Source organism: Aquimarina rhodophyticola (assembly GCF_042434915.1).
Classification (GTDB): domain Bacteria; phylum Bacteroidota; class Bacteroidia; order Flavobacteriales; family Flavobacteriaceae; genus Aquimarina.
On sequence record NZ_CP170198.1, the window covers coordinates 2,024,832 to 2,050,420 of the forward strand.

The 25,589-nt window shown below is 31.5% G+C and carries 21 protein-coding genes and 1 tRNA gene; 17 read left to right on the top strand and 5 right to left on the bottom strand.

The window, feature by feature from the left end; translation table 11 throughout:
- Nucleotides 1–2: 2 nt before the first annotated feature.
- Both ACE939_RS08835 and arsB read left to right on the top strand, forming a co-directional pair.
- Nucleotides 3–614, top strand: a complete 612-nt coding sequence (locus ACE939_RS08835; RefSeq protein ID WP_378188432.1) for a low molecular weight phosphatase family protein — start codon at nt 3–5, stop codon at nt 612–614.
- 4 nt (nt 615–618) lie between these two features.
- Nucleotides 619–1,662, top strand: a complete 1,044-nt coding sequence (gene arsB / locus ACE939_RS08840) for an ACR3 family arsenite efflux transporter (RefSeq protein WP_378184968.1) — start codon at nt 619–621, stop codon at nt 1,660–1,662.
- A gap of 559 nt (nt 1,663–2,221) precedes the next feature.
- Here the strand turns inward: arsB and ACE939_RS08845 are convergent.
- Nucleotides 2,222–2,650 (bottom strand): hypothetical protein, encoded by a 429-nt coding sequence (locus tag ACE939_RS08845; RefSeq protein ID WP_378184970.1) that lies wholly within the window; start codon nt 2,648–2,650, stop codon nt 2,222–2,224.
- Between the two features lie 220 nt (nt 2,651–2,870).
- Between ACE939_RS08845 and ACE939_RS08850 the strand changes: the two genes are divergently transcribed.
- The 15 genes from ACE939_RS08850 (at nt 2,871) to ACE939_RS08920 (ending at nt 19,420) form a co-directional block, all read left to right on the top strand.
- On the top strand, nt 2,871–4,190 hold the full coding sequence (locus tag ACE939_RS08850) for an RNA-directed DNA polymerase (RefSeq protein WP_378184972.1): 1,320 nt from the start codon (nt 2,871–2,873) through the stop codon (nt 4,188–4,190).
- A gap of 252 nt (nt 4,191–4,442) precedes the next feature.
- Entirely contained in the window at nt 4,443–5,849 is a 1,407-nt protein-coding gene (locus ACE939_RS08855; RefSeq protein ID WP_378184974.1) for a S41 family peptidase, read from the top strand.
- Between the two features lie 222 nt (nt 5,850–6,071).
- The gene (locus tag ACE939_RS08860) at nt 6,072–8,228 is read left to right on the top strand and encodes a hypothetical protein (RefSeq protein ID WP_378184976.1); all 2,157 of its coding nucleotides are present in this window, start codon (nt 6,072–6,074) and stop codon (nt 8,226–8,228) included.
- An 84-nt stretch (nt 8,229–8,312) separates the two neighbouring features.
- Complete coding sequence (locus ACE939_RS08865; protein WP_378184978.1) at nt 8,313–8,876, top strand: Crp/Fnr family transcriptional regulator; 564 nt, start codon at nt 8,313–8,315, stop codon at nt 8,874–8,876.
- 60 nt (nt 8,877–8,936) lie between these two features.
- A complete protein-coding gene (locus tag ACE939_RS08870) occupies nt 8,937–9,515 on the top strand; it encodes an NAD(P)H-dependent oxidoreductase (protein WP_378184980.1) in 579 nt (192 codons plus the stop codon).
- Nucleotides 9,516–9,964: 449 nt separating this feature from the next.
- Nucleotides 9,965–11,230, top strand: coding sequence for a DNA cytosine methyltransferase (locus ACE939_RS08875; RefSeq protein WP_378184982.1), 1,266 nt, complete (start codon nt 9,965–9,967; stop codon nt 11,228–11,230).
- Entirely contained in the window at nt 11,227–12,306 is a 1,080-nt protein-coding gene (locus ACE939_RS08880; protein ID WP_378184984.1) for an HpaII family restriction endonuclease, read from the top strand. The genes ACE939_RS08875 and ACE939_RS08880 overlap by 4 nt, the downstream gene beginning before the upstream one ends.
- Before the next feature lie 342 nt (nt 12,307–12,648).
- Nucleotides 12,649–13,179: a hypothetical protein gene (locus ACE939_RS08885; RefSeq protein ID WP_378184986.1), complete on the top strand. Its 531-nt coding sequence runs from the start codon at nt 12,649–12,651 to the stop codon at nt 13,177–13,179.
- 301 nt (nt 13,180–13,480) lie between these two features.
- Nucleotides 13,481–14,062 (top strand): Crp/Fnr family transcriptional regulator, encoded by a 582-nt coding sequence (locus ACE939_RS08890; RefSeq protein ID WP_378184988.1) that lies wholly within the window; start codon nt 13,481–13,483, stop codon nt 14,060–14,062.
- Nucleotides 14,063–14,129: 67 nt separating this feature from the next.
- Nucleotides 14,130–14,993, top strand: a complete 864-nt coding sequence (locus ACE939_RS08895) for an alpha/beta hydrolase family protein (protein WP_378184989.1) — start codon at nt 14,130–14,132, stop codon at nt 14,991–14,993.
- A 232-nt stretch (nt 14,994–15,225) separates the two neighbouring features.
- Complete coding sequence (locus tag ACE939_RS08900) at nt 15,226–15,882, top strand: DUF4919 domain-containing protein (protein WP_378184991.1); 657 nt, start codon at nt 15,226–15,228, stop codon at nt 15,880–15,882.
- Between the two features lie 59 nt (nt 15,883–15,941).
- On the top strand, nt 15,942–16,427 hold the full coding sequence (locus ACE939_RS08905) for a hypothetical protein (protein WP_378184993.1): 486 nt from the start codon (nt 15,942–15,944) through the stop codon (nt 16,425–16,427).
- 494 nt (nt 16,428–16,921) lie between these two features.
- Nucleotides 16,922–17,491: a hypothetical protein gene (locus ACE939_RS08910; RefSeq protein ID WP_378184995.1), complete on the top strand. Its 570-nt coding sequence runs from the start codon at nt 16,922–16,924 to the stop codon at nt 17,489–17,491.
- Nucleotides 17,492–17,886: 395 nt separating this feature from the next.
- Nucleotides 17,887–18,924, top strand: coding sequence for an OmpA family protein (locus tag ACE939_RS08915; protein WP_378184997.1), 1,038 nt, complete (start codon nt 17,887–17,889; stop codon nt 18,922–18,924).
- A gap of 334 nt (nt 18,925–19,258) precedes the next feature.
- The gene (locus tag ACE939_RS08920) at nt 19,259–19,420 is read left to right on the top strand and encodes a hypothetical protein (RefSeq protein ID WP_378184999.1); all 162 of its coding nucleotides are present in this window, start codon (nt 19,259–19,261) and stop codon (nt 19,418–19,420) included.
- Between the two features lie 170 nt (nt 19,421–19,590).
- Here ACE939_RS08920 and ACE939_RS08925 read toward each other — a convergent pair.
- From ACE939_RS08925 to ACE939_RS08940, 4 genes are all read right to left on the bottom strand, one after another.
- Nucleotides 19,591–19,665: transfer RNA gene (locus tag ACE939_RS08925), tRNA-Pro, on the bottom strand.
- Between the two features lie 119 nt (nt 19,666–19,784).
- Nucleotides 19,785–20,807 carry a phytase gene (locus ACE939_RS08930; RefSeq protein WP_378185001.1) on the bottom strand — a complete coding sequence of 341 codons (1,023 nt, stop codon included), beginning with the start codon at nt 20,805–20,807 and terminating at the stop codon, nt 19,785–19,787.
- A gap of 61 nt (nt 20,808–20,868) precedes the next feature.
- The gene (locus ACE939_RS08935) at nt 20,869–23,736 is read right to left on the bottom strand and encodes a TonB-dependent receptor (RefSeq protein WP_378185003.1); all 2,868 of its coding nucleotides are present in this window, start codon (nt 23,734–23,736) and stop codon (nt 20,869–20,871) included.
- 168 nt (nt 23,737–23,904) lie between these two features.
- A complete protein-coding gene (locus ACE939_RS08940; protein WP_378185005.1) occupies nt 23,905–25,497 on the bottom strand; it encodes a tetratricopeptide repeat protein in 1,593 nt (530 codons plus the stop codon).
- Between the last annotated feature and the right edge of the window lie 92 nt (nt 25,498–25,589).

The window sequence follows — 25,589 nt, forward strand, 5'->3', positions numbered from 1 at the left end:
AGATGTATACACCTATAAAACAAACCATAGAACACTTAAATCCTGAAACTATTACCAAGGAGCGTGCAGCTGTTTTACAACCCTTAGTAGCATTCATTCAGCATAAAATTGAGACACATCAACAAATCAGGATCAATTTTATTTGCACACATAATTCTCGCCGAAGTCATTTATCACAGATCTGGGCTCAAACCATGGCTAGCTATTTTGGTATCAACCATGTTTATTGCTATTCGAGTGGTACAGAGGTGACAGCACTTTTCCCTTCGGTTATAGATGCCTTACAACACGCTGGTTTTAAGATACACACGCTTGCAAATACCGAGAATCCGGTGTATAGCATTAAATATGATGATAACGAACCTGCGATCATTGGATTTTCAAAAAAAATAGATGATACCTTTAACCCGACCTCACAGTTTGCGGCTATTATGACGTGCGATTCGGCAAACGAGGCCTGTCCCTTTGTGCCAGGAGCAGAAAAACGGATCCCTATTACTTTTGAAGATCCAAAGGTTTTTGACAATACTCCCGATCAACAAGATAAATATCAAGAAAGAAGTTTACAAATAGCGACCGACTTGTGGTACGTTTTCTCACAACTAAAGGCATAAATACATGACTACAAAAAAATTAAGTTTTCTCGACAAAAATCTAACTCTATGGATATTTGTCGCTATGGTTATAGGGGTTGGACTGGGCTATTGTATTCCCACGTTTCCAAACATTATAGACTCGTTTAGTAGTGGATCGACTAACATTCCTATCGCGATCGGTTTGATATTAATGATGTATCCCCCTTTGGCAAAAGTTAATTATGCGGTATTGCCCAAAGTTTTTAAGAATATAAAAATTCTCTCCATATCGCTCCTCCTCAATTGGATCATTGGTCCTGTATTGATGTTTTTACTCGCAATTACTTTTTTACGAGAGTACCCAGCGTATATGGTTGGACTCATTTTAATTGGTTTGGCTCGCTGCATTGCAATGGTTTTGGTGTGGAACGATCTGGCAGATGGTAGTAGTGAATATGGTGCGGGATTGGTAGCGCTTAATAGTATCTTTCAAGTATTTGCTTATAGTTTTTATGCCTGGATTTTTATCACCGTTCTTCCTCCCTACTTTGGGTTTGATGGGGCAATAGTAGCAATCTCTATTGGTACCATTGCAGAGAGTGTTGCAATATACTTAGGCATCCCCTTTATCATGGGTATTGTAAGCAGATGGCTACTAGTCAAATACAAAGGTATCGATTGGTATACGCATAGGTTTATACCCGCCATTTCGCCGATAACCCTAATAGCACTGTTATTTACTATTGTCATTATGTTCTCACTCAAAGGAGAATTAATTGTCAAGATACCCTTGGATGTATTGATTATAGCCGTGCCCTTACTCATCTATTTTATCATTATGTTTATCATAGGATTTTTTGTTACCAAAGCCACTGGAGCTACATACGATAAAACAACCTCGGTTGCCTTTACCGCAGCTGGTAATAATTTTGAACTAGCAATTGCAGTTGCTATTGCAGTTTTTGGATTAAACTCGGGGCAAGCATTTGCAGGTGTTATCGGGCCACTGGTCGAGGTACCAGCGCTAATTTTATTGGTGCGTGTATCCTTTTGGTTAAAAAAGAAGTATTACACAAAACCTATATAATATATTAGATACCTCTATCACGTATTATTACCTAAGTAATAACCGTTTTGACTATAATAAATAGATACACCTACGATGCTATCATATTGGTACAGCAAGCATCTGGGTGTATGCTATCACAGGATCTTTTCTTTCTTTAAACTAACGATTACTCATATAGAATCAAGGCTGATGCATACGTAGGTAAGCCGTAGTGCTTTTATACCACAGTAGGCATAAGATAATCTTGTTAGGATCCAATAGCGGTATCTACAATTATGTACAGCACGTATCCTACAGTACCTACCAATTTTGTGTTATTTACAATATTATAGATAGAATGATCAAAATAGTGTGCATTCTATGACATTTGTTACTCATGACTACAGCCAATCACTATTGCAAACGATCCAATAACAGCCCTTAACAGCAGTACCGATCTAATACCACCGCTTGGCTTACACGTTACCATACAGTGATATAATACTAGCTACCCACCCTATCAAGAAATATATATGCACTCTATAAAAAGAAAGTAAAGACAGGCTGCAACTTCTATAATGTGTCAAGATAGCGATACCTACTGCCAGTTCTTACTTAAAAAGTAGTAAGCCACACCTAGTATCCTATACACAACAGCAAAATCTTTTGCAAAAACAGCTTTATTAAACAACGCCATACTACATATAGCTATAGCAATAGAGGCTATAGCTACCGAAATAAAGTCTTTGACTAAAGAAATATCATCTTCACCTGAAGAAATATCATCTTTAGGTACGGAAATATCATCTTCACCTGAAGAAATGTCGTCTTTGGGTACGGAAATATCATCTTTACCTGAAGAAATGTCATCTTTGGATACGGAAATATCTTCTTTACCTGAAGAAATGTCATCTTTGGGTACGGAAATAACATTTATAAGTATAGCACGCGCTCCTTTGGTACGATCAACCTTATCACATCGATTAAAAAAGCGGCTTGCAGCAATAGCAAAACCAAATTTTATCACTCGTATCTCGACGTTAACAGCGGCATAGCGCGCGATACAAATCTTGATAAAAGTCTGGTGGCACTAAACTATATCAAATAAAATCAGTAGTTTAGTACTTATTAAAACCAACCACCTCCCTTTTTTATAGCATTTAGTATAGTGATTGGTAAAAGAGATATATAGTTACCTTAGGTGAGTATATATTGTTGTTGTGGCGCATTAAAACTAACCTACCTGAATGATAGATATTGAATCTTTTAAAAATTTCTTTCCGAAAAGTTTTTCAAAAAAATTAAATGAAAGTATAATTCCACATTCAAGTCCAATTATCAGAAATGATATTGCTGAATTACTTTACAAAGAAATAACTGAATTCAAGTATCATCCATCTACACCAAGAGATTATATAATAATAAATAAAGCTAACTACGTAGCCAGAATAACACCAACATTTCACCCAAAAGACTATTTCCTATTCTATTTCTGTACAAAAATTTTAGAAGATGAAATAGCAGTTAATTATGTAGAAGGAACATACGGAGGATGGAGATTAGGAAATCAAATTAGGCTAAAAGAAGAAGGGGATGAATTGGAACTATTAGACTCTGCTCCTTCAAATAGCTATAATCCTTTTCTTTGGACAGAAAATTGGTCTGATTTTCAAAAAAAAGCTTTTGAAAACAATAATTCTGATGATTACAAATTCGTTGTAAAACTGGATATTGCTAATTTTTATGACAACGTAAACATTGAACTTTTAGGTAAAAAACTTTATTTAGCATCACCAAGGAGTAAACTATTTTACATTGACTTATTAACTCACTTTTTGAGTAATTGGAATAAAAAATTCCAAGGATATTCAAAAAAGTCTGTGGGACTACCACAAGATGAAATAAGTGATAGTTCAAGACTTTTGGCAAATTTCTATCTTCAAGATTTTGATAAAGAGATAAAGAAAAAATGTGATGAATTGAATGCAAAATATTTAAGATACGCTGACGACAAATTATTCTACACTAAGACAAAAGAGGATGCTCAATATTTAGTTTACGAAGCGTCTAAACTTTTATCTAAAATAGGCTTGAATTTAAATACAGGTAAAGTCGAATACTTTGATAATCCTGAAAAATTCAATCAATATTGGGCATTTGAAATATTTGAACTTTTAGGAGATAAAAAGAATAAAGAAAATATAAATAAAAGAATTAAAAAATATATTGAATGGAAAGACAAACGTATTTCATTTAAGGAACATTCTGTTCTACGAAGAATATTAAATCAAGATTTCAAATTGTTTGAGACTTCAAGTAAACATAAAGTTTTAGCTTATTTGTTTGACAAGGAATTCATAAGTATGATGAACAATTGGTCTATGACTAAAGTATACAAACAACTTAACACGGAAGACAAAAAAGAGTTTTTGAAAATATTGGATATACTAATTCAGGATTACCATTTCAATTATTTTCATTACAATTTGATTGTATTCTATGAAAAAAATAAGATTGATTTTGACAAGGAAAAAATACTAAAACGAATAGAGGAATTGAAAATATAACGCGCCACAACAATGGCTATAATTAATACGGGTTTTGGTGCTTAACCCAAAGTTCAGAGCTTTTAACCAAGTCCGCCAAATCTTTTTGATTTGGCTTTACAAAAAAAATAAAACAAAATAAAAAGTTTTGGCTAAGTGTTAGCTCGAAAACCAGAAACTCTCTGCTCCCGTACTACGCATAGCTAAAGATTGTTCCCCATTTGAACTGTAACAAAAATAATAGCTATTTGTCTTTATTAAAAAACTATCCTAATGATTTTTTCAAAGTATAAAAACTTTACATTTTATTTTGTTGTTTTAATATTTATTTTAACTTCTTGTTCAACAAAAAAAGAAATTCAGAATATTAACGGAACTTGGATTCAAGAAGGTTATGGAAGAATAATTTCAATATCCGATTCTACATATACATATTTCAATACAACAGAAAATAGTTGCTTACCCCTTATCGAAAATGGTATATTAACAGATAGATTTCGAATTGTAAACGTTCAAAAAGACAAATTAGTTTTGAATCCCGGAGGTATTGTGGATTATAATTTTCACCGAATTGATAGACTTCCCGAAAACTGTAAAAATACAGACTCTAAATTAAATCATTCAGCTCAAACTAATTTTAAAGTTTTATGGAGCACATTTGAAAAACAATATGCTTTTTTTAATCAGCGAAACATAAATTGGATTGAGATAAAAAAACAATATCAACCAAAAATAGATAAGATAAAAACTGACCGAGAATTATATAAATTATTTAATGAAATTTTAGGCCTTTTTAATGATGGACATATAAAGTTAGATGTTCCCGATTCATTGGTAATTAAAAGTATCTCTAAAAAATATACTCAAAAGAAAAAATCAAAGAAAGATATAACAACAGACATAATTAGCTCGTATTTAAGTAATTCAAAAAATTACAATAACGGAGTTATCCAATGGGGAATTGTAAAGAATTCAGATATCGGATATATTCAAATAAATGATATGAATAATTTTTCAAATTATGTTACTAATACAGAGCTATCACCTGATAAGTTTGAAAAAGAATATAACAAAGTATTACAAAATAAGACAGGAATAGAACAACTTGACGACGAACTCAAAGGTGTGGAATATATTATGCCCATAATTTTAAACGGATTGACAAAAACAAAAACAGTTATTGTAGATTTAAGATTCAATGGAGGTGGATATGAGACTGTAGCTTTAAAATTATTAAGCTATTTTATTAACGAACCAAAACACATTCTTTCGGTTAAAGCTAAGAAATACAATGGTTACACCAGAGAACAAAAATATGTCCTAGAGCCTTCTGAAAATAGATATAAGGGAAAATTGATAGTATTAACAAGTCATGGAACCGCTAGTGCGGCAGAAATTTTTGCTTTAGGAACATTAGCTTATCCTGAAATCAAACGTTTTGGCTCATCTACTAACGGAATTTTTTCCGAGATATTATGGAAAAATCTTCCAAATGGTTGGGAATTTAGTCTATCTAACGAAGTCTATAGTGACCCAAATGGAAATGTATATGAGATTACTGGAATTCCTGTAAATAATAAAATTAATTATTCTAAAGACCTAATTGAATTTTATAATAGTTTTTACAATGATAGAAATTTTGAAGATTCTGCAATCGAAAAAGTAAAATTGATGAAATAAAAAACGTATTACACCCCCCCGCTAGTCTATGACCAATGGCGGTAGGGATTTGCAGTTTGCATCTGTCATGAGTCCTATTAAGGTATGAAGCATCGTCTCCATTACAACCAACCACCAATCGTATCGAGTACCTTTACTATAGCGATTGGTAAAAGTGAAATTTAGTTACCTTTGGTGAGTATATAGTATTGTTGTAGTGCATTACAAAAAGAAAAAACTTAAATGAAAAAAAGTGAAAAAATTCTAATTGGAACTATTCTTTTACTTTTCCTTGGAGTCTTAATATTCGGACATATATTTACAACACCTTTACTAATAAGTACATCTATTTTAAGTATATGCTATGTTATAGGTGGGTTTTATTTTTTAGATTACCAAAAAGATAAAGATAAACTGAACATATTAGCAGGACTAATCTTAGGTTCAGCTTTAAGTATTTTTACTTTTACGTTATGGTTACCTGTATCTATTTTTAGAAAGGTTCTAATTTCAATAAATATTATCTTTTCACTTACTTTAATTGGTTTATGGTTTTATAAAAAAAGTAATTTCACTAATAAACTTAAATATATATTTTACAGATCTATAGTTATAGCAATCTTTACATCATTTTTTTCTTTTTCCAGTATATATTTCGATACTTATAGGAATATCTTATTAACAATGGTTACTCCTAATTCTAGTGTTCATAACAACTTATTAATGTTTGACAGAATAGATAAATACGAGGATTCGATGAATAGTAAGAAGTATGACAAAGCTATAACTAACGCTAAAGAGGCAATATTATATGGCAAAGAATGGAGGAATTATGACACTTTATACTATCAAGATTTTTCAGGAGCATATGAATTTTTAGCAGATGCTTATATAGCCAATGCAGGTAGCTTTTACGACAACAAAAATTATCCTATTGCTTTAAAGAATTACATTAAAGCAGATAGTATTTTAACTCATAAAGAGAATAAACCGAAATATATAAAATCTACAGAAAGTGATATCTATTGGAACAGATATAATCTTTTATTAACATATAATAAACTGTTAGATTATGACAATTATGATTCTGAATTTGAATATTTAATAGACAATTACTTAAAAGTAAAAGATACAGTTGATATTGACTACTATTATATTTTAGAGAATGTAACTGAAAATTTCTATGACCGTTCATTTTACAGTGATGCAATATCCTTAAACAAATTATCTTTACAAATCTTAAATCAAGACAGTATAAATAATCTAAAATCATTTAAGAATACTTATATCCGGTTAATTAAAAATTATCTAGCTACCGATAGTATTCAAAATGCAAAAACATATTTAACAGAATACGAAAACATAGTTTCAAGTAATAACTGTAAATATTTGCTATATAAAACTAGTATATATCAAAAAGAAAATATCAAAGAAGCTTTAAAGCTAGCTAAAATGACTTGTGATTGTTATAAAAAAGAAAACAAGCCTTCTAGTTTACTTGTTTCAAAAATTCTACTACTGCAATTAAAACTTAAAAACTCTGATTTTAAAGACTTTGAACAGGAAATTCTAATCACGCAAAGTTTAATTTCAAAAACTAAGAGCAAAAACTACGGACAAGCATATATAGATGAACTTTTAGGTCAATATAATTTCATAAAAGGAAATTATGTCGAATCTAAAAAACATTACAAAAAAGCTCTTGATTTCTTTAAAAATCTCAATGAAGTTAAAAAAAATTTACTTGAATTAAATATAGCTCAAATAAATGATGAATTAAATATCAGTTATGATAAAAACAGTATTAGCGTAAGTGTTCTAAACTTTTTAGCAGAATACGAAACTACTTATCCAAGCAATACGGTTTTTCATAATGATTTAGGTAACATTAATATCGGATTTAACTCAAAACTATCTGATTCTATTTTTAAAGTAACAATTGAGTGTCATAAGAATTTTGGCATAAGTAAATCTTCTAATTTAGGAATTGCATATAATGGCTTAGCAACCAATTTGCTGCATTTTGAAAAATATAAAAAAGCTGATTCATTATATAAAATTGCTATTAAAAAACTTGATGATTTTTATGGTAAACAAAAGAATGTAAATCAGCTTGTATGTTATTTAAATATTATAAAATCGAAATTAAATCAAAAAAAATATATTGAAAGTTTGGACTTTTTAAAAAAAGCACGCTTAACAAAAACATATTGTTTTAATAAAGATATAACGATATATGATGCATATCTACTAAATTTAGAAGGAGACATAATTAAGGAGAATCAACAAAACAATTCTCTTGCAATTGAAAAATATAATCAAGCGTTAGATATAGCTAAAGATTATTTTGATACTAATCATACATTTATCAAAAACATCGAAAATAAATTAAAAAAATAATACACTACGACAGTTTATATATTTCATTTGCTCCCTTCGGGAAGCAAACACATCATATAAGAGACGTTGACAGTAATTAAAAAAATGAGGGACTACCTACAAACATTTGATATTTTAACCGAAAAAGAAATTGAGCTTTTTGAGAGTAAAGTGCGAAATAAAAGATTGAAAAAAGGAGATTTTTTCATCAAAGAAAATCGAATATCCAAAGAAGTAGCGTTTGTGGTTTCAGGCTTGTTTAGGTCATTCTATTATTCGTCATCCGAAGAGGAAGTTACCTATTGTTTTACCTTTTCAAACTCTTTTGTAAGTGCGTACTCTTCTTTCTTATCTCAAACAAAAACAATTGAAAACATTCAGGCATTAACAGATATAGAATTACTAACGATATCAAGAGAGGAAATTTTAATTCTAGAGAAATCGAGTACAAATTGGCTGAAATTTTTCAAAGTAATTGCTGAACAAGAATACATCAAAATGGAAAAAAGAGTCTTCTTGTTGCAAAGAGAATCTGCAGAAAAAAAATACAAAGATTTACTAATAAATCAACCAGAATATTTACAATCAATTCCTTTAAATTTTTTAGCTTCATATTTAGGGATTACTCAAAGACATTTAAGTAGAATAAGAAAAACGATTACGAATTAGACAAATGTCCTTTTAAAAAACTAACAGAGTATTGTTCTTTATACAAAACAAAGAATAAATATGAAACAAGTATTAATAATAAACGGACATCCTGACAAAGAGAGCTTTAATTACGCATTATCGGAAGCCTACATAAAAGGAGTAAATAAAACAAATGCTATAGTATCTCAAATTAATATTGCAGAATTGGAATTTAATCCAAATCTGCAATTTGGTTATCGAAAACGAATGGAATTGGAGCCTGATTTGGTAAAAGCCATCGAGAAAATTAAAAAGGCAGACCATATTGTTTGGGTATTTCCAATGTGGTGGTATGGTTATCCAGCTCTTATGAAAGGTTTTATAGACAGAACATTTTTACCGTCAATTACATATCAACCTATTGAGGGAAAAGCATTACCTGATAAGCTATTGAAAGGAAAATCTGCACGATTGATTATTACAGCAGATACACCAAAATGGTACGATTTTTTGATAATGAAAAGCCCGACAATCAATCAATTTAAAAACGGAACATTAAAATTTTGCGGAATAAGTCCTGTGAAAACAACTTATATTGCCTCAATAAAAAATTCAACTTCCGATTTCAGAGAAAAATGGCTAAAAAAAGTAATATTACTAGGCGAAAGTGTAAAATAACTACTGCCAACGATAGTAACCATTGCACAAGTCCATTAAAAAGAGAAATTCGGCATACAATTTTGAGTCTACCCCCCGTATTCTATGACCAGTGGCGGTAGGGATTTGCAGTTTGCATCTGTCATGAGTACTATTAAGGTATGTAGCATCGTCTCCATTACAACCAACCACCAATTCTAACGAGTACCTTTGCTATAGTGATTGGTAAAAGTGAAATTTAGTTACCTTTGGTGAGTATATAGTGTTGATGTACGCTAGCTAAATGCCACCGCTAAAACAGCACATTTATTTTTGCCAATTGCACCATCCGATGCTGAAAAATAAAAGAGCTATTTCTGTCTTTGCGCTCGAGCAACTTTATCGACAAAAGAATGTGAACAAAAAAACGAACAAACTGAACAAACCAGACAAATCTTTTTTTTAACTTGTGAAGTTGAATTTGCGATGGTATGATAAAAGAAAGAATTAACATAGAAAACATTGACGGACAGCTATTTGAAATAAAAATAGCCGAACCAGAGAACTCTAAACCAGCTTCTTTTACTCACTATTTGCACAATCACAAAAACGGCGTTTCGCAATTCTATAAAAAAGATGCACTTGCTTTTGTAAAAGAAAGGTTAGTTAAAAAATATCCTAACGAACAAATTACAAACAAAGTTGCAGAAGAGGCTCTTCAATATCTGATTTTTGACCTAAATAAATCTGTTCCTTTTCCAGCACCACTAAAACCAAAGTTTAAATTCATTGACCTTTTTGCGGGAATTGGTGGATTTAGATTGGCGTTCCAAAATCTTGAAGGAAAGTGTGTGTTTACCAGTGAATGGGATAAATATTCCAAACAAACTTACAAAACAAATTTTGGCGAAGTTCCTTTTGGTGACATCACAAAACCTAAAACTAAAAGCTACATTCCAAACAATTTCGATGTTCTTTGTGCAGGTTTTCCGTGCCAAGCATTTTCAATTGCTGGCAGACGTGGTGGATTTGAAGATACCCGCGGAACATTGTTTTTTGACGTCGCAGAAATCATTAAAGAAAAACAACCAAAAGCAATTTTTCTTGAAAACGTAAAAGGTCTACGCAATCACGATAAGGGTAAGACATTAGCAACAATTTTAAATGTACTTCGTGAAGACTTAAATTATTATGTGCCAGAACCACAAATCTTAAATGCCAAAGAGTTTGGAGTTCCGCAAAATCGTGAGAGAATATTTATTGTTGGTTTCCGCAAGGATTTAGGTATTAGAGATTTTAAATACCCAGAGCCAACAGATAAAACTGCTGTTTTGAATGATATTTTGGAGCAAGAAGAAGTTTCGGTAAAATATTACTTATCTACAACTTACATTCAGACTTTAAAAAATCACAGAGCACGCCACGAAAGCAAAGGAAACGGATTTGGTTACGAAATAATCCCAAATAACGGAACAGCCAATGCAGTAGTTTGTGGCGGAATGGGCAGAGAACGAAATTTAGTTCTCGATGACCGATTAACAAACTTTAAGCCAGTAACAAATATTTCGGGCGAAGTCAATCGTGAAGGAATTAGAAAAATGACACCACGAGAATGGGCTAGGCTTCAAGGTTTTCCAGACAATTTCAAAATAGTAGTATCAGATGCACAAGCTTACAAACAGTTCGGAAATTCAGTTGCAGTTCCCGCAATTCAAGCCACAGCGGAAAAAATTATCGAAAAACTTAACTGCAAATGATTACAGGAAACAAAGGCGAATGGAGCGAAATCTATGCCCTATTTAAACTATTAAGCGATAAACAATTATTTCTTGGCGATAAAGACATTGAAAAACTTGAAAAATTAGTTTATCCTATAATCAAAATTCTACGTTATGAAAATAATGGAGAATTTGAGTATTCAATACAGGATGAGATAATTTTAATTTCTGGCGATGAACAAGTTTTAAAAATTCCAATCGAACAATTTAAAACCAAAGCTCTTTTTCTTCTAAATGCAATTAAGGAAAATCGAGAAAGAACTTTTGCTGTTCCAGAAATTGAAAAGTTTATGCAGTCGATTAATTGTATGTCTCTCAAGGCAAGTTCTTCTGCTAAAACCGATATTACAATCGTTGTCCACGACCAGAGAACCAATCAACAACCAACTTTAGGTTTTAGTATCAAATCTCAACTTGGCAGTCCTTCCACTCTATTGAACGCTGGAAAAACCACAAACTTCATTTTCAAAATAAACGGAATAAAGCTTTCAGAAAATGAAATTGAAGAAATCAATTCTATTTCCTCACGATGTAAAATAATGGATAGAATTTCTAAAATTCAATCCAAAGGTGGTTTGTTCAAGTTTATGAAAACAGAAAGACAAATATTTTCAAATAATCTTGTCTTAATAGATAGTTTGCTACCGCAAATTTTATCTCAAATTGTATTTGACTTTTATTCAAGTGAGTATTCTCATTTGACAGATTTAGTCGATCAAACTTCACAGAAAAACCCTTTAAATTTTGATATTGAAAACGAACATAAATTTTACGAATATAAAATTAAACGCTTTCTAACAGATGTTGCGCTCGGAATGATGCCGTCAAAAGTTTGGAACGGAAAATACGATGCTACTGGTGGATATTTAATTGTAAAAGAAAATGGCGATGTTTTGTGTTATCATATTTACAACAGAAATGAGTTTGAAGATTATTTGCTCAATAATACCAAACTTGATACAGCAAGTTCATCAAGACACGGTTTCGGAGAAATTTATAAAGAAAGTAACGAATTATATTTTAATCTAAATTTACAAATTAGGTTCATGAAATAACCAACGCTACGAGTTATACACTATAACAATTGTGCCATCCAAAATTCGCCCAAACTGCAAAAGAATATGTCTCTGCCTACGCTGAAAACTAATCTGAACGCAGAAAACCTGTAGAGAACTATGCATCCGATGAAAAGCCCCAACCTAGTTCCTAACATTTAATTTTTAATTATCTGATAGTGTTTTAGGGTTGTTGTTTCCTCACCACTTTTACGAACTGTTGTATTAAAATTATAACGTTTGATATAAAATAAAATTAGTAGTTTAGTACGAATTAAAACCAACCACCAATTGTATCGAGTACCTTTACTATAGTGATTGGTAAAAGAGAAAAGTATTTTAATGGACAAAATAATATTAGAAGACAGATTTACTACTCATCAAAAAATTACGTTTTTACTATATATTGGAGCTCCATTTATAATTAGAATAGTTGGATTAATTAGAGATGGATTGAATTCAAATCTGAATTATAAAGGTTGTCTAGCATTAATAATATTCCTGTTTATATATTCTCTATTAATCTCAATAGCATTCTTAAAAAAGGGATTCATAAAAATTAACTCAAACCTTTATAGAGGTTCCTTTTTTCGTGAAAAGTTGTTTTTGAAAAAAAGAATTGATATTTCACAAACACCTAAAGTCGCTGTGTTAAAATTTAAAAAATCTCAAAAACTTGCATGGTTTAGTGCTGCAAAACCTGATTTAGCAACAGAATTTAATAGTTTTGAAATTAACATTCTGAATGATAAGCATACTAAACGCAAATCAATAATTGATTTGAAAAAGAAAGACAACGTTGAGCGGACAATCAATTTTTTAACTACAAATTTTGATATGAAAAGTGAAGTATTTAGCCCTGATTTTGGATAAAAAACTATTTCCCACAACTAAACATTCATATAATCAATGCGACTCCGCATGCCTGAGGTGTTGACTATATCTGTTTGATTTTTATGACTATGAGAATTACTCTTATTGTTTATAGTAGTCTTGGCAAACGTTTGGTAGTACATCTATATAAAATAAAATTAGTAGTTTAGTACGAATTAAAACCAACCACCAATTGTATCGAGTACCTTTACTATAGTGATTGGTAAACGAAAAAAAAAGGTTACCAAGGGTGACTATATATTGTTGTTGGCCATAAGCTAAAGAAACACCTGTACTCAAATTGAATAACATCGAAAAAACAGAAAATATATTTACCCATTTTGAAAAGTTTATTACGCTTTCAGAAAATTTAAAATCTGAACTTTCAGAACGAATGAAACCGATTGCATTCCAAAAAGGAGAACTTGTTTTAGACGCAAACAACATTTCTAAAAAGAGCTATTTCATTAACAAAGGTATACTACGAACCTATTTCATTAAAGATGGAAAAGAAATCAGCGAATATTTTTCAGGAATAGATGAATGGGTTAATTCACCTAAAAGCTTTACACAAAGAGAAAAAGACATCTATTATATTGATGCAATTGAAAATACCGAAGCATATTTTATCAACGTAAACGACCTTGTATATCTTTTTGACAATTTTCCAGAAATGGAACGTTACGCTCGTTTGTCAATGGGAACTGTTTTTGGTCATTTTATGGAACGTATAACTTCTATGAGGTTTACATCTGCTAAAGAAAAATATAATCATTTTCAAAAAACGTATTCTAAAATTTATCATCGTATTCCTTTAGGTATGGTTGCCTCATATTTAGGAATAACTCAAGAAACATTAAGTCGAATAAGAGCTAAAAGGTAATTATTTGATTTAGGTCAAAAGTTCTAAATATTTCAATTACTAGTTTTAACCTAAATTAAAACTCATAATGAAGAAAAGAACTAAAAGAATATTAATAATCCTAACTCTATCTTTAATTTCAGGAATAGTTTACATATTTACATATGTGCCAAATCTATCAAAACAACACGGAGTTGTTGAAACCCTATTATATTTAGGAGATTCTGAAAACCAACCTTTAATTGTAGCTTTTGGTGGTGCAGAAGGCGGAATTGATTGGCATAGAAACCATATGAAAAATAAGAGGGATAGCCTCATTCAAAAAGGCTATGCAATTTTGGCAATTGGATACTTCAATGCTGACGGAACACCGAAAAATCTTGACAGGATTTCACTAGATGCAATTTCAGACACAATAATGAACATTGCTAAAAATCCCAAAATAAATGAATCGAAAATTGCACTTATTGGAGGTTCACGTGGTGGCGAGTTAGTTTTAAATTTAGCAAGTAGATTTAACCATTTCAATGCCGTTATTGCAATGTCAACCACAAATGTAAGTTTCCCTGCTATTACGTGGTCTGCAAATACTTCTTCGTGGACTTATAAAGGTGTAGAAGTTCCATATGTACAAGCACCTTTAAAGATAATCGGTCCCGCATTGAAAGGAGATTTATTTACTGCTCACAAAATGATGCTTGAAGACAAAGTGGCTGTAAAAAAAGCTGAAATTGAAGTTGAAAATATTAACGGAGCTATATTGATATTATCAGGTAAAACCGATGACCAATGGCCAGCTTCAGAAATGTCTGACCAATTAATTCAAAGATTAAAAAACAAAAAATTCAAACATTACAACAAACATATAGCAATAGACGGTGGACACATAGCACCTTTAAAACATTTTAATCTTGTATATGATTTTTTAGACAAACATTTACCGACTAAATGATAAAAGCCAATGGCTAACAAGGTATAAAAAACATAGGGCATATGGGCTAAACCAAAAGGTCTGTGAATATTAACAATGTCCGTTAAATATAAAATTTGGCGTTTACAGTAAAAAGATAAAAGCAAAATATTTATATTTAGCTAAGTAATAAACCGAAACGAAAATGCTTATCACCTGCCCTACATTTCTTATAGTAATCGCTAGGTGCAAGCTAAAAAAAGACTTCTGAACTATGATTAAACATTGGATTATAACCGTAATACTTCTCTTTAATTCTACGATTGTAATTGGACAAACGGAAATTAAGATTCCTGAATTTAACGATGATTACAGTAAAACAGTGCAAATGCTTGAGAACGGAAAAACTGATATTGATTATAAAACATTTAGAGAGAATTTTATTAAAAGTAATCAATTCAAAATTGCATCTGAAAAAAGTTCTGAATTTAGAGATTTGAAAAAACAAATGTCTAGGCAAATGTCCGAATCGAAGTACGATAGTATTATTTCTACCACGAAAAAAATGTTGAGTATTGACTATACAAGCATGACGGCACATAAAGTATTGAGACAGACTTATAAAATAGTTAGAGACTCAATAAACGCGGAAAAATATAAAACAATCCAATTCGGACTTTTAAGGTCAATAGTAAATAATGGAGACGGAGAATCTTGCGAAAATGGTTGGCCTGTTATACAGATATCTGAAGAGTATTTTATTTTAGATATGCTCGGAGTTGAATTAAAAACACAAAGTATAGATAGCGGAATTTGTGATCGAATGGAAGTCGAGGACGAAAACGGAGAAATGAAAGTTTACTATTTTGAACTTAGTAATATCTTTAAAGGAAAAGAAAAGCTGAAAGAAAAAAAATTAGCTCATGACTAATCCGAAATAAATCGCATATTTACTGCCCAACTTGCTATATATTTAACGCTGTAACACATATGAAAAAAATCATTTACGTTGTAATTTCGGTCGCACTTTTTAGCTGTAATAAACCTGCAAAAAAACAAATAATAGAAATTGTACCAAGACACTTAATAGTCTATGAAATGGATACAATTAAGCGAAAGGATGAATATAGATTAACCATAAAAAATAAAGATAGTTCTATACGATATGAGTACATAAATCTTCTAGATTCAACTAAAAATATGGATTTTAAATTTATTAAAAGTTCAAACAAAATTCATTTTGGAAGTACAGAATTTTTCCTTGAAGAAAAAAATCTAATTCAAAACATATTAAATTTTGACAGATACGAAACCGAATCAGTAACAGATGGTATGGGTTCACTGTATTTCAATGTGGATTATGGAGTTTTAGGATTTGATAATGGCTGGGGATTACAATTTCATTATTTAACTGAAGAAAATAAATCACAATTCGATTTACCACTCTTTTATATAATAGGTGACTCGGAACAATAAAAAACGTAATTACAATCACATATCCTATAAAAAGCACTAGCCTAGTGCCTTTTATAACAAAATTTAATGTTTTGTCAAACTTACAAACTTACAGGTTAGTAAAAATCCAGCCTAAACCAGTATCGATATTTACATCTTTTGTATATCACTTAATACCCACACTTCTCCTACTTTCTACTTTTTATTTTTTAATGCCTAGATGGATCAATTGTGAAATTAGAGCGTTCTCTTCTTTGTTTATTTCTTAAAAAACTATTTAACATAGTCCATGAGGATACCATCAAATTAATTGATTTGTTCAAAATTTATGGATATCGATTAGGTCGTTATGTAACCACAAAATAAATTATTAGAAAAATAACTAACCACAACACTATATAACAAAAATTATTGTCCAATAGAACAACAATGTTTTGTTATATTTGTGCGCTATTAATCTAAAATGTACTGCTTATAACCTGCGCTACCTTTCTAATATGTAATCTGTAAACCTTATGAAAAAAACACTACTATTCTTACTAATTATCTTAACTTCAACTAGTGTCGAAGCCCAGTTCATAAAACAAAAATCAATAAATGCTATACTTGGATATGGCTTGAGTGTACCCTACAATAGTATTAACGAAATTGCGGGTACCGGTTTATTTATACAAGGAGAACTCGTGTTAAAAGTGGCTTCGTGGTTTGAGTTGAGGCCATATACAGGTTTTATTTCGACTACATCAAAAAGAACAGATATAAATAACAATCCAACTTATGAAAAAGCCGAATCAAAAGCCGTCTTACTTGGTGGAAAAGCAAGAGTTAGAGCGCCCATACCTTGGGTTGCACCGTACTTTGAAATAGGATTAGGAACATCAATTGGTAAATTTGAAACAATAACAGCTTTTGACACTATTGATAAAAGTGGAATTATCTATCACACCCCCCTGGCATTCGGACTAGAATTAGGAAAACAAAACAACGTGGATGTAGGATTTACTTATTTCTTTCAACCATCAGTCCAACAATTTGTTGGTGCATTTGCTATTGGAATTACATTTCCGTTAAATAATAAAGTGTAACTCATACTAGCAAAGGATAGAGATAAAAAATAAATTCTTTGTTACTTTGGGATACAAGTACTCAAGGCTCAATGATTCAAGAAAGAATCATTGAGCCTTTTCTTTACTACTACGTATTCAACACAAATAACAGTTCTCAAAATCCCTACTATACATTTGCATAATATTATGTTTTCATGAATTGGTGACGCATGTGTTTTGCTTTATTATAATTTTTCAGCTTTATTTAAAAAACAAAAAAAAGGTAATCAAACTTTTCAGCAATAAAAGATAAAATTTATCTTTAAACTACAAATCAATCCATTAGGACTTTTTACACCTATTTGTATCTTAGTTAAGAACTATAAGTACTATGAATAGAACGTAACCTAGAATAACCAAAAAATCAAATAATAATGAAAAGAACGTATTTAATCTCGCTTTTGTTGATCTCATTTTTTTCGTGTAAAAATGATAAGAACACTTCTCAAAATGAATCCAATGAAGTTCTTGAAGAAAAAACTTCTACTTCGAGTCAAAATGAACAAATTGATAAAAAGTCTGATAATCCTGTAGCAGCATTTTCTTGGGATAATGTTCCCGAATCTACTACTGATATAGGAGCATATCCTTATATCACACCTCCAAAAGGAATGGTTGTAAATAAAAACACTAGTAGTACAGAATCGTATGACTTTCATAAACTTGAAATGTTTGATGGCAAATCATTTTTTGATATAGAGGGACGAGTAGATAAAATGGGTATTATGATGGATACTACAAAAGAGTGGAATCAATACTATTTTGATAAGAGTATCAAGGAATACTTAAACACGATTGGTGCGCAACTTATTTTTGAAGGTACGATTCCCGATGAGCTAATAAATCAAAAGGGTGAAACCGTTAATGATCGTTACGCCTATTTTAATAACTTTTATGTTGGGGACGTAGTGAATCATCCAATTCGTATGTATGTTTTAAAAACTCCTACAAAAAAAATAGGTATTCAAATCTATTCTGATGTAGCTAACGCACAAATTGGGATAGCAGAATCACAAGAGTTTGAGCAAACCATTGAAAAAATAACTGCGGATAAAATATTCAATGAGATAAACTCAAAAGGTTTTGCAACATTGCATATAAATTTTGATACTGGAAAATCAAGAATTAAGGAAGATTCGTATGAAATGATCGAAGAAATTACTAAAATGTTAAATGCAAATCCTACGTTAAAAATAAGTGTAGAAGGACACACCGATACTGTTGGTGATGAAGATGCTAACATGAAACTTTCCAAAAATAGAGCAAAATCGGTAGTGATGGCGCTTGTAGACGAGGGTATCGAGGAGTCAAGACTGAAAAGTGAAGGTTTTGGGCAATCCAGACCCGTTGGAGATAATACAACTCAAGAAGGTAGAGCCGCCAATCGAAGAGTGGAGTTACGAAAAATATAGCACTCTAGACAGCATCAAAATGTATGTTGCTTTAAAAAACAGCCTATCTTTTTATAAGATTGTTCTCATAAAAAGTTAGTTAGATTTTCTTAAAATACCTATTAAACAATAGCACTTCAATTATTTGAAAATTATATAATTAAAATTATAAAATGACCGAAAAGGAAGCGAAAGAACTTTTGAAACAGCGAATTTTTTACGCATGACAATTATTCTTCTCTAAAAAGTGAGCAAGGGTTTTTGGGTATATTAAGACCATTTAAAGGAGAACTAAATGAATCAAATTTTTGGAAACATGCCAGTTAGCTAAAGCTTGGGCAATTAATGAAAAGGCATGCTTAGAAGTAATGATCTACTATCAAAAACCCAAATTTGGCTTTTATCAACTGGGGTAGACTGTATATCCTATGCAGTTATGAATCTATTAAAAAGTGAAGAAAAAGAAGCTTTTGAACCTTATATGCACTACTTAGAGAAACAAAAAGAAAATAAATAAACCCTAGATTTTTACCCTCATATAATTTGATAATCGATGGTAAACTGTAACTACTCTGGCTATCTCTTACCTCAACTTATGAGACTAGAATCAAGCAGTTTTAATTGAAAACAAAAAAAACACTGAAAATAAAATTAACAGTGTTTTTAATATCTAATCAACAGATATTGTCGGGATGACAGGATTTGAACCTGCGACCACACGGCCCCCAGCCGTGTACGCTAACCGGACTGCGCCACATCCCGATTTTTGATGTGCAAATATAAGAATCCACTTGAAATTTAAAAGAGTTTTTATAAAACATCCATATATTTTATAAAAACTCTTTTAAAAACAACAGGTATATGTATCAAAAAAATATATACTATTTTAGACCTATCCTACCCAAATCATAAAAGTAAAAATTCTTCTCATCATTCATCGCTACAAAAAGACCGTTCGGAAAAGTCGAGTTAAGCGGTACAGTAACTACTTCGCAGCCATCGGTTTCTTTTGTGTTCAGGTTAACGGCTTTAATAAAAGAATTATCAGATCTTGAGAAGATATTAAACTCTCCTTGTTGTTGATTTGAAACTATAAGATATCCGTGACCATCACTATACGAGGCAATTGCAATACCCTCTATATCTTCTAAAAAGTACGATCCTCCAAAGCATGAAATTTCTTTGTTTCCGAGACTAGGTTCGGCATAGTACTTTTTTACACACACACCTTCATCCGAAAAATAGATATATCCATTCTCATCATCAACCGCTATCGCTTCAATTTCCTTAACTCCACTAAAAGAACCAAATTTTCTAATAAAATTTGACTTTACCGAGACTGAATCCGCTTTCAATTCATATTGATATAAATATCCATCCTTTGGTCCAGTTTTTCTACCTACGATGGCATAGATCCTTCCATCTTTGGGTGATTTGTACAAACTTATACCCATTGGTAATCTATTTTCTAATTGTTCTTCATCCCCAAAGACTTGAAATCCCCCCGAGTCTAAGGGTTGCATATCTGGTACCGAAAACATCCTGATTTGTTGTTTTTCACGCTCTGTAAATACCAAAATATCAACAGTAGTCGAATCATTTAAATTAAAGCCATATTCAATATCGACATTGTTGGGACGTTTGATATTACGAATTGTTTTTTCTTTAATAATTTTACCTTGCAGATCAAAGGCATAAATCGCTCCATTAGTCTCTTTATCGGTGCCAAACACAATACTTTTTGAAGAATCAATAGGATTGACCCAAATTGCAGGATCATCAGTATCATTCAATGTAAATTCTGTAATAACATCAGGCAGTATTGGTACTAGTTTACTTTTATTACAACTTATGGTTAGGCATAGTAGAAATGCAGTTATGGTATATAAAATATTATTTTTCATCGTGACTTTTCTATGAGATTTAATTTTATTTTTTAAGAAAGAGTGGTACTTGTTTTTAAATTTACTCTTTGAATATATCATACTTTAATCCAAATGATACTCGTTGTCCATAAAATTCTGTTTGTGCTGTACGCTCCTCTGATCCTTGATAGTATCGAAGTGGTTGATTGCTAATATTATTTACAGTAGTGTAAATACTTAAGTTTTTATTAAGTTTAAAAGAAGCATTGAAATCTAAAAACAATTGAGTATCGTAATATCGATCCTCAAAATTACTACCCCCTATTTCATCAATGTATTGATCAGAAAAATTAGCAGATAAACGAGCGTTAAATCTTTTATCGGCATAGGCTAAAGATGCATTAATCAAATTAGGAGCGGTGTTGGGTAAGTCTAAATCTGTACGCTCATCTCCATCCTCATTTCGGATACCATTCGCCTTAGAAGATAAATACGTATAGTTAAAGTACACACTAAAATTGCTTGCAAACCCTGGTAAAAAATTTAATTGTCGCTGAAAAGCCATCTCAAACCCAAAAATAGTTGCACCATCCCCATTTAAGGGTTGAAAAACATCAAAGCCCACAGTATCTGCTCCAAAAGATTCGTCTGCTGCTTCCCCTTGAAAAGTATAAATAAAATTGTCAATATTTTTATAAAATAGACCTCCCGATAGTAACCCTACACTTTTATAATAATGCTCTGCCATCAAATCAAAATTTATGGATGTAGTTGCTTCTAAATTTGGATTACCCACAAAAATTTCTTCATCAGATACCACGACATCTAGAGACGGCACTAAATCTACGTAATTAGGTCTAGCTAATGTATTTGTCCATGCAAATCGTAAAACTGTCGCCTTGGATACATCATATTTAAAATGTACACTTGGTAGAATATTCGTATATGAACTTTCTTTAGTAATTTGACCGATGACATTATCCTCATTTTCAATTTCATTTCCGGTAGTCTTTAACCGTGTTGCCTCTAGACGTAGTCCGAATAATACGCTCAGTTTTTCAGAAAGTTTTTGGTTAGACATTGCATATCCAGCATAAACATCCTCTTCTACATCAAAATTGGCACGTAAAAATTCATCTGGTACAGATTCTCCATTAGTTAAATTTAATCTCCCTAACCACGATTCGTCAGCAAATGATCCAATTAAATACTTACTTCCAGCATAAAAATTAGAATCAGAATAGTTTTTAACAGGTACGGCGGCAAGCGTAGGAAAATCTTCTTCTAAATCAAACTCAAAGAAATCATTCTTTCTTGTTTTCGTTTTTAATCGACTACGTCCTCCAAATTTTATAAATCCATCACCTTTTCCGAAAAAATCTGCGGGAATTTGAAAATTTAAAAAGATATTAAAGTCTTTTTCCTCTGTAAATTGATTCTCTTCAGTAATCTCATCAAATTCAAAATTATCTAAATTAGCAGCATCTTCGGGGTTGGTACCCGTAAATATTGGATATCGTGGGTTTGAGACATCATTATCGATACTATATTCAGTTTCATATTGAGCATATCGCTCCTTAAGACGTTCCTCTGATGCTATTGCAAATGATGACATCCAATCCACCTTTACATTACCCCATAAATGATTTCCGCCCAAACTATAATTTTGCATACGTTGATCTTCTAAACGTCTGTTTTGTTGTCTAGAATTATCGATACCTCCTTTAGTCTGCCTTGCTACTACTACTGGAAACCGTGTAGGTTTACGATTTGTAATTATAAAATCCCCCAATTCGATATCCTCTGGATCCAAGATTTCTTGTTCTAATGCAAATCTATTTTCTCTATCATCTCTCCAATTGTAAATTGTTTTGAGAAAAATAGTATTGTTTGCATCAAATTTATAGTCTGTATTAAAAGAAAAACTTCGTCTAATCCTTTGTACCAGGTATGTTCTTTGTTCAAAAAGCTTTGTGTAAGGATCTACATCTACTTCTGCCAGAATTGGTTCACCCTCGGCATCATCTGCGCCTGTGTAATATTCAAATTTATCTGACCATTCTGCTTCTATGTTGTCCGAACCAAAATCGTTGTTATTATAGGAAGCAGATAGCATCCATCCAAATTTTTTATTGTTGCTTCTATTACCCACGATAAATGATCCGTTCCAAATAGGTTTATCTGTAATTACATTTATTCCCGACCCGAGCGTTGTGGATACTCTAAAACCTTGAGGAGAAGTACGAGTTACCAAATTAACAGAACCTCCTAAAGCATCTGCATCCATATCTGGGGTTACCGCTTTATTCACTTCTATAGTCTGGATCATATCTGATGGGATCAAATCCATTTGCACATTTCTATTATCCCCCTCGGCAGAAGGGACTCTACTACCATTCAAGGTTACAGAATTAAGTTGAGGAGATAGTCCACGAACTATAATATTTCTAGCTTCGCCTTGATCTACTTGAACCGCAATTCCTGGTATTCGTTTCACTGCATCCCCTATATTGGTATCTGGAAACTTACCAATTTGATCTGTAGATACTACGTTGGTTATATTAATGTTGTTCTTTTGGGTATTTAATGCTTTTGATTGTCCTTGTAAGCCATAAGCAGTGACAATTACACCTTCAAGCTCTGTACTCTTAGGTGCTATAACTATAGATATTTCGGTCGTTTCATTAGCTCTTACAATTACTTCTTTTTGTAGGTCCGAATAACCTAAATAGGATACTTGTAGAATATAGGTTCCTGCTGTAACATCAACAAGTGTAAATTTTCCATCAAAGTTTGATATTGCACCTTTTGATAGAGAAGGCAGTATAATATCTGCGCCAGGTAAGTATAACCCATTTTCATCGGATATGGTTCCTATAATATTACCAGATTGAGCACACATATTAATGCCGAATAATCCCAAACATAACGTTACAAAAAATACTTTTAATAGTTTAGTTGTTTTCATTTTCTATTTAATTTATTCTCTGCAAATCTATATATAGCAGCTGTTTGCTATGTTAATTATAGAATAACAAAGCGTCATTTGAACAGAAAATAAACGCAACATCAAGGCAACAATAAAGATTAAGTTACATTGTGATTACATAAACTAAAAGTTATATAGAAGATCTATCTATAGTTCAAATAAAAACTGAACTAGATCTTGTTTTTTGCCAATACTAATTTTTTTACGTAGTCTATATCGTGAAACTCGTATACTATCGGGTGTGATTCGTAAAATAGCAGCAATCTCCTTTGAAGTCAGATTAAGTCGTAATAGAATCGCTAAACGTAATTCTGCAGGAGATAATTTTCCTATAGAATAGGATAATAACCTTTCAATAAAATTGGGATGTATATCACTAAAATAATTGACGAACTCTGTCCATTCCTGTTCGTAGTGTATGCTCTCATCGATATCTATAGCGAGCGCTTTTAGTTTCTTAGACATATCTAGATGCTTACGATCTGCCATTTTTTTTAAATTTGCTGATAAATTTTGCATCACTTTATTTTTTTGCGAAAGGTGTAGACTATATTTGGATAAAGCTGCTGTTTTCAACTGAATTTCATTTTGAAGATTTTTTTCTTGCAAGGCTTTTTTCTCTAACTCTGTTTCCAAAAGCTGTTTCTCAAATTTTTGAATTTTTAGTTTCGCTTTTCTACGTTTGTGTATAAGAGAGTAAGTACCTCCTACTATTAAAAAGCCAACACCTAATAAAACCAGAAATAATTTATGCCTTACTGATACAGTTGCATTTTCTTGTTTCAGCAACTTAATCTGTGCTTCTTTTTTATCGGACTCGTATACAGCTTGCAGCACGTTAAATTGATTCGTATTTTGGGTATAAAAATGCTTTTGATTTAAGTCTTCCGCTTCAGACAGATATAAAAAAGCCTGTTTATAGTCCTTAAGTAATAGATGCGTTTTGGATATATCTTTATTAGCACTTATTAATTGATGAGTATCTTCTATAATTCTGGCGATAACAAGTGCTTTGTGGGTAGTAGTTAGTGCTTTTTTATAATCGCCTTTTTTTCTGTAGATATCGCCGAGATTGTTTAAAATACTAATCTCGTTTCTAGATAATTGCCCTTTTACTAGATTATAGGCTCTGTTAAAATACTGAAATGCCAGATCGTAATATTCAAGATCTTCATAAATACTCCCCATGTTTTCATTAACCAAGGATAAGCCTTTGATATCTTGAAGTTCATCAAATAATTTTAGACTTTCTTCTTGATAGGTCAAAGCAATATCATACTCTTGCTTTTTCTCATAACAACTGCCCAAATAACTTTTGGAAATGGCCTGCCCCCTCTTATATTTTAACCGCATTGACTCATTTATAGCTTCATTAAAATAAATCTGAGCTTGCGCATAATTCTTTAAAGAGAGCTCTACCCTGCCTATTGCATTCTTTAAAATAACCTGTAACGTATCATTTGGATCTTTTATCGTATGTAAACCTTTACTGAATTGCTCTACTGCCTCTGAAATTACTCCGGCGCTAAAATAAAATTCACCTAAATCCAAATATCTAAGTCCTACTTTACTTGAACTTTCTAATTGTGCATTAAGAAGTTGTTGTTTATAATAAAGAATAACCGAGTCCATTTTTTTTGTATGAGGAAACGTTAAGTCACCTTTAGTTTCCTGACCAACAAAGGATGATGTGACCGATAGTAAAATGAGAAAGAAAAAAAATTGAAATTTAGTTATCATACTATGTTTTCTATGGCTTCATTACCTATCACTTGTATAGAGGCATTTGCTTATAGTCTCTCTACCTATTTATAATATCTAAGGCTAACTAA

Coding starts and splice junctions, on each gene's coding strand:
- ACE939_RS08835 (WP_378188432.1), top strand. CDS start 3: ATGTATACACCTATAAAACAAACCATAGAACACTTAAATCCTGAAACT.
- arsB (WP_378184968.1), top strand. CDS start 619: ATGACTACAAAAAAATTAAGTTTTCTCGACAAAAATCTAACTCTATGG.
- ACE939_RS08850 (WP_378184972.1), top strand. CDS start 2,871: ATGATAGATATTGAATCTTTTAAAAATTTCTTTCCGAAAAGTTTTTCA.
- ACE939_RS08855 (WP_378184974.1), top strand. CDS start 4,443: ATGATTTTTTCAAAGTATAAAAACTTTACATTTTATTTTGTTGTTTTA.
- ACE939_RS08860 (WP_378184976.1), top strand. CDS start 6,072: ATGAAAAAAAGTGAAAAAATTCTAATTGGAACTATTCTTTTACTTTTC.
- ACE939_RS08865 (WP_378184978.1), top strand. CDS start 8,313: ATGAGGGACTACCTACAAACATTTGATATTTTAACCGAAAAAGAAATT.
- ACE939_RS08870 (WP_378184980.1), top strand. CDS start 8,937: ATGAAACAAGTATTAATAATAAACGGACATCCTGACAAAGAGAGCTTT.
- ACE939_RS08875 (WP_378184982.1), top strand. CDS start 9,965: ATGATAAAAGAAAGAATTAACATAGAAAACATTGACGGACAGCTATTT.
- ACE939_RS08880 (WP_378184984.1), top strand. CDS start 11,227: ATGATTACAGGAAACAAAGGCGAATGGAGCGAAATCTATGCCCTATTT.
- ACE939_RS08885 (WP_378184986.1), top strand. CDS start 12,649: ATGGACAAAATAATATTAGAAGACAGATTTACTACTCATCAAAAAATT.
- ACE939_RS08895 (WP_378184989.1), top strand. CDS start 14,130: ATGAAGAAAAGAACTAAAAGAATATTAATAATCCTAACTCTATCTTTA.
- ACE939_RS08900 (WP_378184991.1), top strand. CDS start 15,226: ATGATTAAACATTGGATTATAACCGTAATACTTCTCTTTAATTCTACG.
- ACE939_RS08905 (WP_378184993.1), top strand. CDS start 15,942: ATGAAAAAAATCATTTACGTTGTAATTTCGGTCGCACTTTTTAGCTGT.
- ACE939_RS08910 (WP_378184995.1), top strand. CDS start 16,922: ATGAAAAAAACACTACTATTCTTACTAATTATCTTAACTTCAACTAGT.
- ACE939_RS08915 (WP_378184997.1), top strand. CDS start 17,887: ATGAAAAGAACGTATTTAATCTCGCTTTTGTTGATCTCATTTTTTTCG.
- ACE939_RS08920 (WP_378184999.1), top strand. CDS start 19,259: ATGCTTAGAAGTAATGATCTACTATCAAAAACCCAAATTTGGCTTTTA.
- ACE939_RS08930 (WP_378185001.1), bottom strand. CDS start 20,807: ATGAAAAATAATATTTTATATACCATAACTGCATTTCTACTATGCCTA.
- ACE939_RS08935 (WP_378185003.1), bottom strand. CDS start 23,736: ATGAAAACAACTAAACTATTAAAAGTATTTTTTGTAACGTTATGTTTG.
- ACE939_RS08940 (WP_378185005.1), bottom strand. CDS start 25,497: ATGATAACTAAATTTCAATTTTTTTTCTTTCTCATTTTACTATCGGTC.